Consider the following 18,617-nt stretch of genomic DNA (forward strand, 5'->3'; position numbering starts at 1 on the left):
AATGATATTAACTATTGTTAAGTATAGTATGACTTTCTGACTTTTCAATCGGAAAGTTTATAACATCACTATTCAAAGGACATTCTATTAGTTTTGCTTGATTTAATATAGCGTTAATAAAATTTACTTCTGTTCTTTCTAATATCTGACTTGCTATATTAACATACTCATTTATAATAATAATTTTATCTGTTTTAGAACACATTAGCTCACAGATTGCTGTTTTAATAATAGATAAACTAATTAAATTTATACGGTCTATTGACCATTTTTCATTTAAAAACCCCGCAATATTTGAGTTGATATTATTAAATGCTATTAGCATTGTACTGATTATTTTAAGCAATAACTGATCATCTATATACATTAGATTTAATACTTCTTTCATTTCATATAAGTAGTCAATTAAATTATCAAGATCATTTATAGTATAATTGTTAAATGTCATTGCATAGGTACCTTGTACAGCAAGAAACCTTGTTGTTGTTTTTTTTGACTGCCAAAGTGATTGATAGTGTATGTTATCTTTCATAATTTTAGCGTACGAATTTTTTATGTAATGTGACCATAGCTAATGCTGCTTTAGCAGCTTTTCCCCCGACATTTTTTTTATTCATATCTGCTCTTGCTAATGCTAGTTCTTTAGTTTCAGCTGTAATTACTCCAAAGCCCATAGGAACAGCATGATTGGTAGCAATTTCACTAAGAGATAAAGTTACTCCTTTAGAAACATAATAATAATGATCAGTTTCTCCTTTTATTACACAACCTAAGGCAACATAGCCATCATAATGATACTTGTCACTTAGTATTGCAAATGTTATAGCTGCTGGTATTTCAAAAGATCCTGGTACATATACTACATCATATTCTACAGGTTCTGTATGTTCTTGAAATACGGCAACTGCTGCGTTTAACATAAGTTCTGTAATTTCAGGATAGAATTGTGATACTACAACTAGCATTTTTATTTTATTGTTAGGCATATTAACTCTTTTTTAGTTATTATAAATCATGTTTTAAATTAAACTTTCTTCCTATATAAGCTTTTATTATTAATTGTTGTATTATAGTAATAGAATTACTACATATCCAATAAATAATTAGCCCAGTTGGAAATGAAGAAAATATAAATATGAAAACATATGGTAAGAATTTTATAAAACTTGCTTGAATTTTATCTTGATCTTGAGAGGAATGAGTAGAGGTATTCATTTTTTGTTGAATAATCATGGTAATTCCTAATATTACAGGTAAAATCCCAATACAAATTGGAGGATTAAAATTTAATAAACCAAATAGAGTTAAAACATTTGCAGTATCAAAATTTGATAAATCTTTTACCCATAAATAAAAAGGGGCATGTCTCATTTCAATTGTTACAAATAATACTTTGTATAATGCAAAAAAGACTGGTATTTGTATTAGTATAGGAATAAATCCAGACATCGGACTAACATCATTCTTTTTAAATAAAAGTGATACTTCTTTGCTCATTTTAGTATTATCATTTTTGTATAATTCTTTTATTTTTAAGATTTCTGGTTGCAAATATTTTAATTTGAACATTGAAACATAAGACTTGTAAGATAGAGGGAACATTATGAGCTTTATTACTATTGTAAGTAATAGTATAGCTAAACCAAAATTTCCTATAAGATCATAAAAATATTCTAATAAAAGGAAGACAGGTTTTGTAATAAAATAAAGTATTCCAAAATCTACAGCTTTATCAAATAAAGAAATATTTAAATCTTTTTTGTACTTATCTAATAGTTTTAGTTCTTTAGCCCCAGCAAATAAATAACTAGTACTACTTGCTGTTTTATTTGGATAAGCACTGTAACTGTCATGGCTAAAATCTACTTGAAAACGATCTTCATTATTATATTTACCATGTTTTACATGAAAGCTTAACTTACTCTTTTTTTGTAATATGTTTGGTATTAATGCTGTGAACCAATACTTATCTGCAATACCAACCCACTGATTATCATCAGTATTTTGTTGACTGATTTTAATATTCCTTTCTTTTATTATATTTTTATATGTCCACTCTTTTAATGTATATCCAAAGCTTCCTACAGCTCCTTCATGTGAAATCCAATAAGATTTTTCTGTAGTATGTCTTGCTCTATTAATCCTCCCGTAAGGAATTAAATTAACGACATTATCTGTATTATTGATGATAATTTGTTCTATTTTAAACATATAATAATCATCAAGAGTAACTTTTATTTGAAATATCACCCCTTGTTGATTGTCCCATGTTAAGGTAACAGTATTGTTTGGAGATAGAACAGATTTATCTGATGTCCAGGTGGATAGTTGATTTGGTACTACTATTTTATGTTGTGGATCTATCCATCCAAACTCTATAAAGTAAACACCTTCTGTATTTTCTGGTGATAATAATATTATCCCATCAGAGCTACTATCTGGTGTAATATGGTAATTTTTAAATACTAGATCATCAAGTTGCGCACCTTTTAATGAAATAGATCCATTAATTTCTTTGTTTGATAATTTAACTCGTAGATTTTGAGTACTGTCTATAATTTCATTACGTGACCTATATGTGAGTACATTATCGATTTCTGGAATCATGGAGCTAGAGTCTTCATCTTCTACAACATGTTGTACTGTAAAAAATTTCTCATATACAAGCCTCCACCCCATCATAATCAATACAGATAAAACGACAGCGAACACTAAATTGCGAATTTCTAACATATTGTATAAGTGAGTACTTAATGATTTTCAGTGTAGCATATAGCTTTTTTTAAATCAATAAAGCAATATTAAATATATTTTAACTGTATTTATTTGTTTAATATTATTGCTTTATCTTACTAGTTTGGATGTAAAACATCTAAATATGTTATATTAGTGATAATTAGTATGATAAGAAGTATGTAAATGATATCAATTAAATTGTCTATGTTATATGTTGAAATATAGATTTATATAAATTATTTATGTTCTAAAATTCTCTTCACCTATAGTATGTTATGTATTCTGTGATTCTTCATCATTAATTATTAGAAGAGGCGGGTAATTAACATAAGTGTGTTAAAAATTTGTGATCTTTTTTTGTGCTTGTTACTGATAATGTATAGTATGTTTTTGTGTATTAGTGTTGTTATTTTCTTAAATGGTTATATTGCTAATTGGTTTATATTAAATGTGAGTATAGCTTAGGTCGCAGACTAGTTGTTCAGTAGTGATAATTGTATATTATTGATGTTGTGATTATTATGGTTAGCTATGTTTAATTAAGTATCTGATGTTGTAATAATCTTTATTTACTAGTATTCTCTATATGAATGGATAATGTCTAAATAGATATATGGATTACTAAATTAAGTTGATTTTTTAGATATTGTTATAACAAGTAAATATACTAACTATGATTATACTTATGACTTAACGTTATTATAATTATTAGTCGGGTAAATATTGTTAGAAGTGTAAAAAGTAAGTTTTCTGGTTATATATAAGTTAATATTTTCTTGTTTATAGATAATACATTGTTATTTTATTAAGTTTATATATCTGTTATTTCAGCGACTTAGGTGTTGATATAGTAAGAATTCTTCTTAAATTTGTATCTTTTATAAGCACAAATTTCGTTTTTTACTTATATTTTGTTAAAAGTGTTGTAATTGATTGAGTATTGTAGTGGGTATACTTGAAAGTTTTTGACTGATAATTAATAGTATCTTCTTATAATAGCTGATTTATTGTATTTTTATATATCTGTTTTATAACCACTTAAATAAGGTAAAATAATCATTTTAAGTTTTTATTTTTTGTAAGTATAAGTTGAGTTCTTTATTTATATCTTTACTTAATAGTATTATAGTTAGTCCATTAGGTATGGTGAGAAATATAAAAAGTAAGTCTCCTAATTGTGATATAGAAATAATGTTTTTTGATAATCCACTAGTGATGATAATAATAATAATTAAGATTCTGCATAATATGATACTATAATTGCTTTTTAACAGGTATTTCCATGATATTTCACAGTAATAAGAATATGTGATGATTGAAGAAAATGCAAAAGCAAATACAATAAATGGAAATATTATGTATTCACAAATTGGAGAAGTATTAGAGAATATATTGCTAATTTCAATGATATCATTACTGTTACTTAGTGTATATGATCCAGTTAACACTATTACTATTCCTGTAATAAATGATACAATTACTGTGTCAATGAATGGCTCAAGCATAGCAATACATCCTACTCTTACAGGTTCAGTTTCGTGTGTAGATGAATGTATTATAGGGGAGGTTCCAATACCTGCTTCGTTTGCAAAAACTGATCTTCTAACTCCAGCTATTAAAGAGCCAACTACTCCTCCAGCGATGCTATTTCCATATATCATGCTATGGAACATTGTTTGAAATGTAGGAATTAACTGGTCAATATGTCTTATAATGACTGATATGCATATAGTAATGTATAATATGACCATAATAGGAGATAATTTTGTCACAACCTTTGCAATGCGTGTTATCCCTCCTACTATTACTAATCCACTCAATAAAGTTAGTATTAGAACAATAGTGCTGTTGTTTACTTGTTTAAAAGTATTACTTAATAGAATAGATGCCTGATTTGATTGAAATGATATTCCTCCAAATAACATAGCTACTATCATAATGATGGCGTATATATATGATAATGCTTTTCCTGTTTTAATGAAACCTAATTCAGATAAACTATATCTTATGTATTGAAAAGGACCTCCTATACTGGATTTATCGGTTAATATACGGTATTTGAAACCTAATGTGACTTCAGCAAATTTTATTGACATACCTAATATTCCAATCAGTACCATCCATAAGACAGCACCTGGTCCTCCAGTAGAAACTGCGATTACTACTCCTGATATTGTACCTAATCCTATAGTTCCAGATATTGCAGTAATCAATGCTTGTATATTAGAAATTGTATTATTAGATTTGTTATTGGATGGATTAATTAAAATGTATAAAGCATGTTTAAAGAGTTTTATATTAATAAATTTAAATCTTAAAGTACAAAATGTTCCAAGGCATATTACCCATAAAATAATTAAAGGAATCTTAAATATTGTAAAAGTGAGAACAGAGTCTAACGTATTTAATATATAAGGGAAAAAATCTGTAAACATAGAGTTTATCATATGATTATGATATAGCTAATCTAATCATATGTTTTTCTTATTTTTATTTTTGTACATAAGATATATGTATACAATACTACTTACAGGGATTGATAGTATGTACATTATTCCAACTACTGGAAAAGTTAACCATGGTTTTGTTATTGCAAATACAATGAATATGCCTAATAGTACAATAAAAATATAAATTAAATTTTTTGGTATATATAAATGTTTTGCAGAAAAAGTAGGAATATTACTTACTGATAAAAATGCAATAATAGCAAAATATACTGCTATCTTATTATGCTCTAGTAAATTTTCCACTAACCAGTGATTATCATGAAAATAAAAAGTAAGCATTATTGGAATTAATGATAATATTGCTCCTAATGGAGCGGGTACTCCTACAAAGAAAAACTTATGCCAGTCTAATTCTTTTTCTTCTTCGTATAATGACATGTTAAATCTAGCAAGTCTTATAGACATACATATCACAAATGTCATAACAAGCATCCATCCTATTACTTTTATTTGTCTGAGAGACCAAAAGTATAATAAAAACGCTGGAGCAGCACCAAAATTTAAAAAATCTGCAAAAGAATCAAGTTGAGCACCAAATCCACTAGTAGAATTAAGTAACCTGGCAATTCTTCCATCCATACCATCTATAACTGCTGCTATTATGATAAATACAATTGCAGATTCCCATTTACCGATAAACGTAAATTTTATAGAAGTTAGGCCAGCACATAACCCCAACAAGGTAATTAAATTTGGAAACAATCTTGCAATAGGGAAAAACTTACCACTTTGTTCTTCTTTCATATTTATATAAATTTTGCTGTTAATTGTTTATGAGGGTAATCTTCTAGATATGCAAGAATAGTTTCTCCACCTATTACTGTTTGTCCTTTGAAAGCTGATATGTGGATATTTAATGGCAAATATATATTGACTCGACTTCCAAACCTGATAATACCAAATCTTTCTCCAGAATTAACATTCTGACCTTCATAAGCATTGCATACTATTCTTCGTGCTATTAATCCAGCTATTTGATCTACAATTATTGTGTGATGATTGACATTGGATTCTATTACTATTCTTTGCCTTTCATTTAACTCACTTGACTTATTAAGTGAAGCTGAAATAAATCTTCCTGGTATATATTCTGTAGCTTTGATAGTACCAGATACAGGAATTCGATTTACATGAACATTTAGTACATTTAAGAAGATACTAATGCATAATACCTGCGTAGAGTTATCTATTGGTGAATTGACTTGTTCAATGTTTAGTATTATACCGTCAGCTGGACTGATAATTAAATGATCTCCTTCAGGAACGATACGTATAGGATCACGGAAGAAATATATACATAGTAGTGATGCAACTAGAAAGATTATACCTAAGCTGCAAGAGATTGCGAAACCTATACAAGATAAAAGAAAGGATATCATTATGATGATATACCCTTCTTTATGGATATTGTGAATTAAATTACAAAGCATTATTTAACCTCAGGCCTTTTTCAAAAATTATATACATTGCAATATTTTATGCAATTACTATTTGATAAGGTACTGTAGAATCATATAGATAAGTGATAACCTGTTTATTGTATACTTATTTAAAGTATTGGTATTTCATAGTAATATGATATTTTTTTAAGATGTAATTTGTATTTATATTCAATAACGTACTTGTAGCATATTATTATATTAAAGTTGATATTATTGATATAATGTACTTTTACTATATAAGTAGAATGTTAGTTAATAATATGTATTAATTTAAATATGTGTTTAAGCATGTTAAATTTTAATTATTTCAAATATAATTAAGTTATCAAACAATTTGAAGAGTATAAGAAAATTTGTTGTAATTTAATTTTCTATAATATCACACTAGAACTTTTAATTAGAATTTTATAAGTGTGTGTTTAGAAAATTTAATATTCTAAATCATACACAACATCTATTCTAAAAATATAAAAGAGCATACAACACGGGTTTATTTTATGTAAATAGTGTAATTTTAATATAGCAGTATAATTATATTGTAAACACTAATCATCATAATTTGTTCATCGGTTGTTTTGTAACATTGATGAAGATTCATTATACTTATGTATATAAATAGGAACATTAGTAATCTTAGATGATTTGTATCAGAACAATTACTTTTTTTGAATTTGTTTTATTTTAGAATTCTGTAGATTAACCTTATGTCATGCATGAATCTATAGTTTATGCACTTGCATATAAAACATAACTTGAATTACAAAGGGTTTTTTCACTAGGTTAGAACTTATTTTAGCAATTTTTTGTAGCGATACATCAAAAGTATATTACATAATTTGCATTTCTATTCTAGAAAAAAAACATGTATATTAAATTTATTTAAGTGGTGTTATGTTAGTATCAGTATTGATTTATTTATCTATAACTCTATTCTTTTAAAGCTTGTATTTGGATTATTGCATTCTTTTGTTTACGGAGTAATTGTTATGCATAAATAAATTACCTCTTTTGTACATATGTTTGTGTGTTTATTATCTATTATTTCATATTTGTATACAAAGGTGTTGTCTTGATAATTAATTATCAAAGTTGGTTTTTATGATTGTATGTATAATTTTTGTGTATCAAATTATAACATAATATGAGAGATTAATACTATCATTAACTACATAAATTTATGTAATTATATAATAATTGTAGTATTTTTTTTAGCTTTAGTTGAGTTATAATAAATGACTAATAGTAAAGTATGGTTTGTTTAAGCTTAATATGGTGCTCTATCGTCTTTGTTATTTGAATGTGTTGTAATTATATAAAATAGTTATTTGAAAATTAGATATGTTGTTGTGTATCACTATAAAAAAATGTTACATATCAAAGTTTAAAGGTTATTAATGATTAGCAATATCTACTGTAGTACTAAAAAATATCAAATTACAATTCCAATGTTTTAATAAACCCTAAGCTACAAGAAATAGAAGAAATTCCGATTGAGGTTTTGTATTGTTAGGATTGTAAAGTGCATATATTTATATAAGCCTTCTTTTAGAAGGATATTTTAATTGAAAAATACAAGTTACGTAATGCTTTATTTATCTTCATAGATGACAGCATTGTTTGTTGTGATCGTTTAAGTTTATTTATTATCCTATTATTGGTGGTGTTATTAAATAGTAGTTTATCTATTGTACTATACATTTTTTATGTAATGATTTAAAATTGACATGATCCATAAGTTATAAGTGATATTTAAATTTGTATATAAAGTTATTTGGTGTTTTGTATTGATAGTTTTGCTAGACAATAGTTTACCACTGTGTCATATATTTTTTATGTTATGTATTTTGCTTTAATTTTTTATATAGAAACTAGAATCTACATATGTTTGCAAATATAAATTATATTGATGGCTTATATACAATTTTGTTGATTATTTAACATTAAAATTTATTTTATATCTTGTGTTGGTAGTTTTACCAGACAATAGTTTACCCATTGTGCTGTACATTTTTCATGTAATGTATTTTGCTTTAATTTATTGTATAGAAACTAGAATCTACATAATCTGCAAACCCTAAATTATATTGATGACTTATATACAATTTTGTTGATTATTTAACATTAAAATTTATTTTGTATCATGTATTGATAGTTTTGCTAGACAGTAATTTACCCATTGTGCTGTACATTTTTCATGTAATGTATTTTGTTTTAACCTGTCATGTAGGAACTTGAAATTTACATGGTATGCAAACCCTAAATTGTATTGATGGCTTATATACAATTTTGTTGATTATTTAGCATTAAAATTTATTTTGTATCATGTATTGATAGTTTTGCTAGACAATAATTTACCCATTGTGCTGTACATTTTTCATGTAATGTATTTTGTTTTAACCTGTCATGTAAAAACTTGAAATTTACATGGTATGCAAACCCTAAATTGTATTGATGGCTTATATACAATTTTGTTGATTATTTAGCATTAAAATTTATTTTGTATCATGTATTGATAGTTTTGCTAGACAATAGTTTATCCATTGTGCTGTACATTTTTCATGTAATGTATTTTGTTTTAACCTGTCATGTAGGAACTTGAAATCTACATAATCTGCAGGTTGGTCTTGGTTTTTGCAACTATATATAAAATATTCTTCTTTTGTAATTGGATTGATGTGTTTTTGTAAACACTGAGCACATATTTCTTTCATCATGCATTGCATAGGAGAATTAATAGAGGCAATAACTTTTATATCTTGTTTGAAAAAATGACGATATTGATTAAATATAGCATAGGATACGGCATCCATCATGTGACTTGATCCAATCATGATAATTCTGTCTATAGAATGTAGTGGTATATTAGTGCCTTGTGATGTATGGTTTTGGTATTGTTCAATAGCTTCAATAATATTGCCATGATAAGACTGGTCTTGTGTTCTTCTTGGTTCTATTCTTTTTTCATTACAGCACCATATAACATTACTTGATGATTTTTCAATAGAGGATGGTTCAAAGATATCTTCTGTTTTTTTGTATCCTGCAAAATATAAAACTTTACAATTGTGTGATAATAGTGCTTGACCTATTGAAAATAAAACAGCATTTCCTACGCCTCCACCTATTAACATGACATTTTTATTACTAGGAATTTCTGTCGGTGTGCCGGTTGGTCCCATGAAAATGATAGGTTCGTTTTTTTTAAGATAATTACATAGATGACTAGATCCTCCTGCATTTAATACTATAGTTGAGATTGTTCCTTTATCTTTATCAACAGATACTCCTGTTAATGCTAAACTTTCTATAGATAATTTGGTGTTTTCTATATTTAGGCTATTATATTCAAAATTTTGTAATCTATAGAATTGACCAGGTTTAAAGTTAGCTGCTGCTAAAGGTGCTAAAATGGTAAGTTTTGTTATATTTTTTGTGAGATATTCTACATCTAGTATGTATGCCTTTAGCAAGTGATTTACTGTTTTGAGAAAGCAATCATCTTTTTTCTGTGGGTATTCTTTTAATAATTGTGTTATAGTGGAATATCCATTTTTAGCACTTGCCATGGCTTTCACTACGCTTCCTCTATATGGTAAATGTAAGTCTCCAAAAATACTGATTTTTCTATCGGTAGATATGAATATACTGTCTTTTTTTGTGAATTTAGATGATGAGATTATGTCTCTACTATTACCTTCTAAATCAAAGGTATGAGTGAAATCTTTATTTAATGACGATAACTGTTGACTTTCTTGTATACTAGTTAAATTTGGTTTAGTTCCTGTAGCTAATATAATAGTTCTTGCTGGGAGTGTTTTTTTATTATTATCTTTGCTGGTGAACTTGATATTACTGATGTGATTGTAATCATCGAGTATTATTTCATATGGTTGTAAACATTCTATGAAATATACTCCTTCTGCTAGTGCATTTTTTATTTCTTCGCTATTTAATCTATAACTTGGAGAATCAATTAGGTTATTTCTATAAACTATAGTAACTCCTCCCCATGATTTTAATAGTTCCATAATTTGTGGATGTCTATTTTCTGTATTGGATAATATTCTTTCATTTCTGATTTGTATTGCATGATTTAAAAACTCATTTGCTATATTTTTTTCTTCTTCTGTCCAGTTTTTTTCTATGTAAGATTTACCGTATGTTTTTACTAATGTTTCGTATCTAAATAAAAATTTTTCTACTTGTACTGGATAGTATGCAAGAGCTTCTGTTGCTGCATCAATTGCTGTGAGTCCTCCACCTATTACAATAATTGGCATTCTAATTTGTAGATTTGCAATAGCATTATTCCTGGCAGAGCCAGTTAGTTGTAAAGACATTAAAAAATCTGATGCTGTACGTACTCCACGTGCTAGTGAGTTTTTTAGGTGAATAAGATTTGGACTACCTGATCCAGTAGCAAGAGCAATATGATGAAATCCTATATCAAAAGCATTTTGTGTTGTGATTGTGCTTCCGAACCTTACTCCTCCATGCATTACGAAATTTTCTCTTCTTTCAAGTATTAATCTTGCTATTTTTAAATAGTTTTTATTCCATCTTACTGTGATACCATATTCAGAAACTCCTCCAAATCCGTAAGGTGTTCTTTCACTTAAATTTTCGTACAGTTCTTTTTTTACGTTTTTGATTAAATTAAATTGTGTTCTTTCTCCAAATTGAGTTATTCCTGAAATATGTTGAGGTAAAGGTTCAATTTTTAAACCATCTATTGCTACAACAGTATGTCCGTCATTAAGTAAATGGTGTGATAAATTGATTCCTGCTGGTCCTAAGCCTACTACTAGTACATTTTTCTTTGTATTAGTGTGTGGTAATGGATGTTTGAAATTTATAGGATTCCATCTGGTAAGTAGTGAATATATCTCAAATCCGTAACTTAGAGTCAATACATTATCTATTACTTGAGTTTCAATTAGTGGTATATCGACAGGATCTTGTTTTTGATAAATACATGATTTAGTACAATCATTACAAATATGATGTCCTGTTAACACACATAAGGGGTTGTCAATCATTACAATTGCTAGTGCTGCTATGGGATATCCTTGAGATTTAACGAAATTCATTTCTGATATTTTTTCTTCTAAAGGACATCCATGTAATTCAGTAGATAGGATTGATTTTTTGAATGAATGGTTATTTTCTAATAAACCTTTTGAACAACTATCTTTGTTTTGTTTGTGACAAAATATACAGTAATGGGTATTATTTAATGCTTGGTATAAAGTAGGTGGTTTATGAGTAAGATTAAATCCATCTCTGTATTTAATGTGTTTTGATGTCATTACATCTGATTTGTGTATGTTCTTTATCTTGACAGGTACTAAGTTGTGAAAATCTATTTTATTAGGAGTACTAAATAAAATATTATTGTTTGCTTGAGAATGTACCATATATGCAGCGTATTGAGCTGCAATGTCTAAATCTATTTCATATTGTTCTTGATTTTCAAACCATAATAGTACTTTTTTAGAGAATTCTTTTTCTTGAATTGGTAATGAAAAAATTTGAGAAATTTTATTTGTGATTTCTTCTATATTCAAGTTATTAATGTTGGGATATTTTTTTAAAGCATAACGTTGTACAAATAATCTTTTACATTTGTATATTTCAATAAATTCTTTATGGATGTTTTTTTGTAGTATTACTTCATCTTCAATATTGAACAATTGTGATATAAAATCTTCAACTACATATGAAAGTTCTATTATAGATGATGTATTATTATGATTAGTATTACCTTGTCGTGCTAAAATTAGTGTTTGATATAAACTTTTATCATGAGATTGTAAATATGATAGAAATATATTATCTAGTTCTAATAACTTTTCTCTAGTATATAGATTTTGTGTTGTTAGCTCAAAATTTATCATATTTTTATGGTATATATTCTATTAATAAAAGTAGATTGTTGTGGGTAGCTATTATGATGAATTATGTAAGCAATGTAACATATTAATTAAAATGTGAAAATTCTATATTTATATAGAATTTTAGGGCCTTATATTTATATAAGGGCATTTTACTAATGTTTAAATGTGAATATTTACAGAAAGTATTATGTTGTTATATAAGTATTAAGTAGATTTAACATGTGTAAATTTACTACTAGGATTGTAGTAATCTGATTTCAGATCTATATAAAATTGCCAGTTGTTTTATTGATCTTTATTATGATGCATTATTAAATGTATCAGAGTTTGTTATATCTATAGATATTTTGATGTTAATGTATCTCGTTATTAAGACAGAATTATATGTATTTATATAATGAGTGGTGAATGTTATTAAGGTAATGTAGGATATGTAATTGGTATAACATAGTAAGATTAATATTATTGAAATTGATATTGTTACTATCTGTTTATTTTTCTTGAAATACTTATTCTTTAAGAATAGAATTTCGCAGTTATACTTAATATTTAATAGGAAATGGCGGAAAGAGGAAGTGATATCAGGCCTGGGTATGTACTTGAGCATAACAATGCTTTATACTTAGTGGTGAAGATTATGCATACTCAACCTGGTAAAGGTGGTGCTTATATTCAAGCTGAGATGAAAAATCTAAAAACTGGTGCAAAGCAATATGAGAGATTTCGTGCAGATGGTGATATAAAACGAGCAATTCTTGATGAAGCTGATTATCAGTATATTTATGGTGATGACTCAATGCTAACTGTTATGCATCTTGGTAATTATGAACAGATTACAATTAAAAAAGATATATTAGGTGATAAAAGTATATATTTAAAGGATAATATGGTCATTACATTGTTATCATATAATGGAGAAATTATATCTGCTAAGGTTCCAGATTATGTTACTCTTCAAGTAATTGAGACTGAAGCTGTTATAAAGGGTCAGACTGTATCTTCTTCTTCATATAAAGTAGCTATGTTGGAAAATAATCAACGTATTAATGTTCCTACATTTATTAAGTCTGGTGATAAAATAGTTGTTTATACTCCAGATGATAGCTATTATGAGCGTGCAAAAGAATAGATAGTTTATATTTTTATAGAAAAATATGTTAATTTGATATTTGTTTGGTTGCTACATATTTATTGAAAGCAGCTATAAGGTAGGTAACGGTTAGGTGATTTATCGTGGTTGTATCTGTAGTAGATTTATGAAATGAAAAAGGTTATAAAAGGGTTATATATATGTCTGTGATTTTTTCTTCTACTACTAACATTATGCTCAAGTCGGTGCGACAATCATCTAGAGCGCTAGCTAGGGATTTTAGTGAAATTCGATATATGCAATCTTCTTATATGACTGCAAGTAATTTTATGAGGTCTGCTTATCTTAGATCAAAAAAAGTCATTACTGAAGGGTTACATAATTATAGAAGAGATTATGGAATGATTTTTGATGACAGTAGAGATATATCTGATGTTGGAGAAAATTTTTGGTTTGTTAACCCAATAGATAGTAGAACTAATTTTATAAATTATTTGCCATATTTTGCTACATTAATTGCATTTTTTCGTCATGGTGAACCAATTGCTGCTATTATAGATGCACCGGCACTTAAAGAAACTTTTTATGTAGAAAAGGGTGTAGGAGCTTTTTCAGAGAATGTACAGTCTCGTTATATAAAAATGCATGTAGGAAATAAGCAAAGTATTAGTAGAAGTGTGATTGATTTTGTTATTACAAAGTCTAATGTTAATATTATTGATAATCAACTTAGTTCTCAGGCTGTAATAATACGTGCTATGGGATCTATGGCTTTGGGGTTTTCTTACTTGTGTACAGGGTCTTATGATGCATTAGTTTATTCTAACGTTAATAAATATCAGGCAGCAGTAGGTAAATTGTTTGTTGAGGAAAGTAAGGGGAAGGTTATGTGTAGCGATGGTTTGTTTATAGCTAGTAACTTTACTTTATGTGATTATTTAACAAGAAAGTTTTATGGTAATAGTCAGTAAAGTTATATTATATAATAACTTTATGGTTTCTTTATTAATGTTATCCTTGTTAGAGTAGTTAGTTTATAAGAAATTTTCTATATGCATACAGATCAGTAATATTAGTTTATTAAATAGTTATAGTCTCTAGTTATTATTTGCAGTATTTTTTAAATAAGTTTGTTTTTTAGTGGTATGGTTATTGTGAAATATTTGATAAATTAAAGTTAATAAGTAACTAGATTGATATGTATTACATAATTTGCTATGTTGGGATTAATATAGCATACATATAATACATTGCTACTTTATATAAACTAATGAACTATTATAAAATAAACATTAAGTCAATGAGATAAGAATATATATATTTATTTGTGCTTATTATTTCATCAAGTAATATTATAAGTAGTAGATAAATTCTTACTGCAAAAAAATGATTAATCAAGAATGTAACATAATATTTACAAAAACATTGATTAACTATTCTTTGTAATATAAATAACTTTTTGTCACTGAATATGGAAATATTAAACATCTATTAAAAAAAATGTTTTAATAGCTATTAGATTTCTACATGCTTAAATTTAAAATAGCTGTCTACAAAACCATATTAATTAGAAGTTTTCTATATGTATCGTTTATCATATTATTGTAGATATTGGTATCATGATTGACAAAGGATAATTGTAGATTTTTCTTACAACAATTTTTATCATTATTTATTATTCATAAATTGGTTGAGTGTAGTAATTTGTAAACTAATTGTAAATGTTTAATCTAAATTACTAAAGATTATCTTTATATATTAATTAATATTATAAGTATAACAGTACTATGCTTTATTATCGTGTATAAAAGTTGTAAATATGTTATTCTTAAAAATATGTGGTGTATTATAATTACTGGTGCATGTCTAATAAATATTCAGTTCAAGTTAATACTAAGTAAATAGAAAAAAGCGTGTAATTTTGATGCTTTGTCATAGTTAAATGAGATATATTATACTAATTGTGAACATTTATGGGTAAATATTATACTATACAAGAAGATAATCTAGGTGTTAGGATAGATAGGTTTATTAGAAAAGAATTAAGAATTCCTCAGTCACTAATTGAAAAATTTTTACGTAATAGGATAATTTTACTTGATGGCTTAAAAGTAAAGTCTAATACTAAGCTTAATGTTGGTAATGTAATTTATGTGCAAAATGAATGTATAATTAGTAAAGAAAAGAAGGATAAAAAAGTTTGCAAATTCGCTAGTGAGTCTTTAGTAAAACTAATTTGTGATAATATCGTGTATGAGGATGATAATGTTTTAGTAATAAACAAGCCTTCAGGGGTATCTGTTCAAGGTGGTAGTAAAGTTAAAATCAGTATAAGTGATGTATTAGATAGTATTAGAATTGGAGAATCTATGAAAATAGTTCATAGATTGGATAAGAGTACTAGTGGAATTTTAATGTTAGCGCGTAATGCTAGAGTCTCTAGGCTTATTATGAACGAGTTTAAAGATAGAAAAGTTAAAAAAAAATATTTGGCATTAACATGTGGAATACCTGATGATGATTTTGGACAAATTGATTATCCCATTGTTAAGAAGAAGCATGGAATTACTCTAGAGAAAAATATGTCATTTATGCAGCAAGCTGTTACCATGTTTTCTACACTCAGGAAACTGCCAAATGATATTGGATTACTTGACCTACAACCGATCACTGGAAGAAAACATCAGATAAGAATACATCTTTCACGTATTGGATGTCCAATTGTTGGTGATGTCAAATATGGAAAAATTTGTGATAGTATATCAAATGATTATTTACAATTACATGCATATTTTTTGTCTATTAATATAGATGGTAAAGAAATATCAATAACTATACCCATGCCGTCTTATATGCAAAATATAATTTTACAACTGGAAAAGTTATTATAATTTTGTATATTAATAAAATATATCTTTGTCTGTTTAGTATGTTGAATTGTGCAACATATGATGTTGTATTTGTACATATGTAGTGTATTTTCTTTATATTTATTTAGGTATTAATTTGTAATATAAAAAAAGAAAACACCTTGTTAATAAGGTATTACAAGTAATTATAGTAGAGAGTTTTTTTAACTTATTAGTATGGAAATTGTTTTAATTGTATCTTACTGAAATAAACCATATAAATAATGTTTTTATAGTTTATTATATATAATAATTTCCTAGTGTTTATGATATTCTATATGTTCTTAGTTATGAGATAATACAAAAAATTATTAAAATGTAGAGTAATTATTTGACTATTACATTTGAAATAATTATATGTTAAGTGTTTATTACAGGGTCAGTTACAATTTTATTTCTGCCTGTGTTTTTTGCTTCATATAAACATTTATCAGCTCTATCTATTAATTGTTTTATGTTATTAATATCAGAATGTAACATTTCTGTGATACCAATACTAACAGTTTTATGTATATCTCCTATGCTAGTTTTAAAGGGTGTTTCTCCTACTAGTGAGAGTATTCTTAGTCCTGTTTGATATGCTGTATTTATATCTGTGTCAGGTAGTACTATAACAAATTCTTCACCTCCAAATCTTGCTAATAAATCTGTTATGCGTATATTGTCGGATACTCTATTTTTAAATTGTCGTAGTAATTCGTCTCCTATGGTATGACCAAATGTATCATTTACTTCTTTGAAATGGTCAATATCTAGTATCATTAAAGATATAGTCTTATCTTTACATAATGATTCAGTAATCATGTTATGAAAGTGCATGTCAAAGTAACGTCTATTAAAACATCCAGTAAGAGGATCAGTTATTGCCATTGTCATATTAGTATCTACGTTAATCCTTAAGGCATCTTGATATCTTTTTCTTTTTACTTGTACATTAACTCTTGCTATGAGTTCGTTACTATCTACTGGGGTTGTTATATAGTCATGAATTCCTATATCAAATGCTTTAGTAAGTAGCTTTGTGTCTTCATTTTCATCAAGTAAGACTAGAATAGGTGTATAACGTGTTTCAATTTTGTTACGTAAATGTGAACATAGTCTTAATCCGTCTCCAGAAAACTCTAAGTCAATGATTATAAGATCGTAATTCTCTATGTTGCTTAAATTGAGAACTTGTTCTATATTGTGTGAGACTACAGTTTGTTGAAATGATTGTTGTAGTATGTTATTGATGTGTTCAGATCTTAATGTATCTTCGTCTGCTATTAAAATATTAGCATCATCTATTTTATTGGCATAGTTCATTATACTATCATTTAATACACTCATTTCAGTGTTTGTTTTGCATCGTAATCTTAACTCATCTATTACCATTTTGAATCTTGTTAATGACCTAATTCTTGCAAATAATGCAATGTCATTTATAGGTTTTGTTAAGAAATCATCAGCACCATGACTAAGACCAGTAGCTCTGTTATCTGAAGTGTTGTCAAGAGCTGTTACCATAACTACTGGAATATGGATGGTTGTAGGATCTGATTTTAATCTTTTGCAAGTTTCGAAACCATCCATTTCTGGCATCATCACATCTAGTAATATTATATCAGGATGCTTCTCTTGAGCAATCTGTATGGCATCCATGCCATTTGTTGCAGTCAATACGTTATAATATTCATTAACTAGTTTAGCTTGCAGTAACTTAATGTTTGCAGCTAAATCATCTACTATTAATACTTTTGCAGTCATAAGTCTTCTTTTTTCTTGGGATTATTTTTTGTTACATAACTATCGTATGTTTTACCATCATTTCCTATTATTTTTTTAATAACTACATTGTTGTTATCATCTTCTGTGTCATTAATATAAATTTTTTTTAGGTAATGAAAAATTTCTTCTTTTATCTCTATAAATTTTCTGTAATAGAATCCTAAATTTTTAGCTAAGAAAGGTAACTTTTTTGGATCAATTACCAAACATGCTACTAAAATTATTACAACAATTTCTGATATACCTATGCCAAACATTACAATTTA

The 18,617-nt window shown here is 26.9% G+C and carries 12 protein-coding genes; 3 read left to right on the forward strand and 9 right to left on the reverse strand.

Annotated features, from left to right (window positions below; genetic code table 11):
* Window positions 1-7: 7 nt before the first annotated feature.
* The 7 genes from ERUM_RS01700 to ERUM_RS01730 form a co-directional block, all read right to left on the reverse strand.
* Window positions 8-532, reverse strand: a complete 525-nt coding sequence (locus tag ERUM_RS01700; protein ID WP_011154992.1) for a transcription antitermination protein NusB — start codon at window positions 530-532, stop codon at window positions 8-10.
* Between the two features lie 4 nt (window positions 533-536).
* The gene (locus ERUM_RS01705) at window positions 537-986 is read right to left on the reverse strand and encodes a 6,7-dimethyl-8-ribityllumazine synthase (protein ID WP_011154993.1); all 450 of its coding nucleotides are present in this window, start codon (window positions 984-986) and stop codon (window positions 537-539) included.
* Window positions 987-1,005: 19 nt separating this feature from the next.
* Window positions 1,006-2,733, reverse strand: a complete 1,728-nt coding sequence (gene yidC / locus ERUM_RS01710; protein ID WP_011154994.1) for a membrane protein insertase YidC — start codon at window positions 2,731-2,733, stop codon at window positions 1,006-1,008.
* Window positions 2,734-3,797: 1,064 nt separating this feature from the next.
* On the reverse strand, window positions 3,798-5,183 hold the full coding sequence (locus ERUM_RS01715; protein ID WP_011154995.1) for an alanine/glycine:cation symporter family protein: 1,386 nt from the start codon (window positions 5,181-5,183) through the stop codon (window positions 3,798-3,800).
* Window positions 5,184-5,207: 24 nt separating this feature from the next.
* The gene (locus tag ERUM_RS01720) at window positions 5,208-5,990 is read right to left on the reverse strand and encodes a CDP-alcohol phosphatidyltransferase family protein (RefSeq protein ID WP_011154996.1); all 783 of its coding nucleotides are present in this window, start codon (window positions 5,988-5,990) and stop codon (window positions 5,208-5,210) included.
* A 2-nt stretch (window positions 5,991-5,992) separates the two neighbouring features.
* Window positions 5,993-6,676: a phosphatidylserine decarboxylase gene (locus tag ERUM_RS01725; protein WP_011154997.1), complete on the reverse strand. Its 684-nt coding sequence runs from the start codon at window positions 6,674-6,676 to the stop codon at window positions 5,993-5,995.
* Window positions 6,677-9,180: 2,504 nt separating this feature from the next.
* Window positions 9,181-12,585: an FAD-dependent oxidoreductase gene (locus ERUM_RS01730; protein WP_011154998.1), complete on the reverse strand. Its 3,405-nt coding sequence runs from the start codon at window positions 12,583-12,585 to the stop codon at window positions 9,181-9,183.
* Between the two features lie 559 nt (window positions 12,586-13,144).
* On the opposite strand from ERUM_RS01730, the gene efp reads away from it, so the two are divergent.
* The 3 genes from efp (at window position 13,145) to ERUM_RS01745 (ending at window position 16,566) form a co-directional block, all read left to right on the forward strand.
* Entirely contained in the window at window positions 13,145-13,714 is a 570-nt protein-coding gene (efp, locus tag ERUM_RS01735) for an elongation factor P (protein WP_011154999.1), read from the forward strand.
* Window positions 13,715-13,875: 161 nt separating this feature from the next.
* Window positions 13,876-14,646: an inositol monophosphatase family protein gene (locus ERUM_RS01740; protein WP_011155000.1), complete on the forward strand. Its 771-nt coding sequence runs from the start codon at window positions 13,876-13,878 to the stop codon at window positions 14,644-14,646.
* A 1,002-nt stretch (window positions 14,647-15,648) separates the two neighbouring features.
* Complete coding sequence (locus tag ERUM_RS01745; RefSeq protein WP_011155001.1) at window positions 15,649-16,566, forward strand: RluA family pseudouridine synthase; 918 nt, start codon at window positions 15,649-15,651, stop codon at window positions 16,564-16,566.
* A 378-nt stretch (window positions 16,567-16,944) separates the two neighbouring features.
* On the opposite strand, the gene ERUM_RS01750 is transcribed toward ERUM_RS01745, so the two are convergent.
* The gene (locus ERUM_RS01750; RefSeq protein WP_011155002.1) at window positions 16,945-18,330 is read right to left on the reverse strand and encodes a PleD family two-component system response regulator; all 1,386 of its coding nucleotides are present in this window, start codon (window positions 18,328-18,330) and stop codon (window positions 16,945-16,947) included.
* Window positions 18,327-18,608, reverse strand: a complete 282-nt coding sequence (gene tatB, locus ERUM_RS01755; RefSeq protein WP_011155003.1) for a Sec-independent protein translocase subunit TatB — start codon at window positions 18,606-18,608, stop codon at window positions 18,327-18,329. Before tatB ends, ERUM_RS01750 begins: the two co-directional genes overlap by 4 nt.
* Between the last annotated feature and the right edge of the window lie 9 nt (window positions 18,609-18,617).

Source organism: Ehrlichia ruminantium str. Welgevonden (assembly GCF_000026005.1).
Classification (GTDB): Bacteria; Pseudomonadota; Alphaproteobacteria; order Rickettsiales; family Anaplasmataceae; genus Ehrlichia; species Ehrlichia ruminantium.

Excerpts from the sequence above, each read along its gene's own strand:
- ERUM_RS01700 (WP_011154992.1), bottom strand. The coding sequence starts at position 532 with ATGAAAGATAACATACACTATCAATCACTTTGGCAGTCAAAAAAAACA.
- ERUM_RS01705 (WP_011154993.1), bottom strand. The coding sequence starts at position 986 with ATGCCTAACAATAAAATAAAAATGCTAGTTGTAGTATCACAATTCTAT.
- yidC (WP_011154994.1), bottom strand. The coding sequence starts at position 2,733 with ATGTTAGAAATTCGCAATTTAGTGTTCGCTGTCGTTTTATCTGTATTG.
- ERUM_RS01715 (WP_011154995.1), bottom strand. The coding sequence starts at position 5,183 with ATGATAAACTCTATGTTTACAGATTTTTTCCCTTATATATTAAATACG.
- ERUM_RS01720 (WP_011154996.1), bottom strand. The coding sequence starts at position 5,990 with ATGAAAGAAGAACAAAGTGGTAAGTTTTTCCCTATTGCAAGATTGTTT.
- ERUM_RS01725 (WP_011154997.1), bottom strand. The coding sequence starts at position 6,676 with ATGCTTTGTAATTTAATTCACAATATCCATAAAGAAGGGTATATCATC.
- ERUM_RS01730 (WP_011154998.1), bottom strand. The coding sequence starts at position 12,585 with ATGATAAATTTTGAGCTAACAACACAAAATCTATATACTAGAGAAAAG.
- efp (WP_011154999.1), top strand. The coding sequence starts at position 13,145 with ATGGCGGAAAGAGGAAGTGATATCAGGCCTGGGTATGTACTTGAGCAT.
- ERUM_RS01740 (WP_011155000.1), top strand. The coding sequence starts at position 13,876 with ATGTCTGTGATTTTTTCTTCTACTACTAACATTATGCTCAAGTCGGTG.
- ERUM_RS01745 (WP_011155001.1), top strand. The coding sequence starts at position 15,649 with ATGGGTAAATATTATACTATACAAGAAGATAATCTAGGTGTTAGGATA.
- ERUM_RS01750 (WP_011155002.1), bottom strand. The coding sequence starts at position 18,330 with ATGACTGCAAAAGTATTAATAGTAGATGATTTAGCTGCAAACATTAAG.
- tatB (WP_011155003.1), bottom strand. The coding sequence starts at position 18,608 with ATGTTTGGCATAGGTATATCAGAAATTGTTGTAATAATTTTAGTAGCA.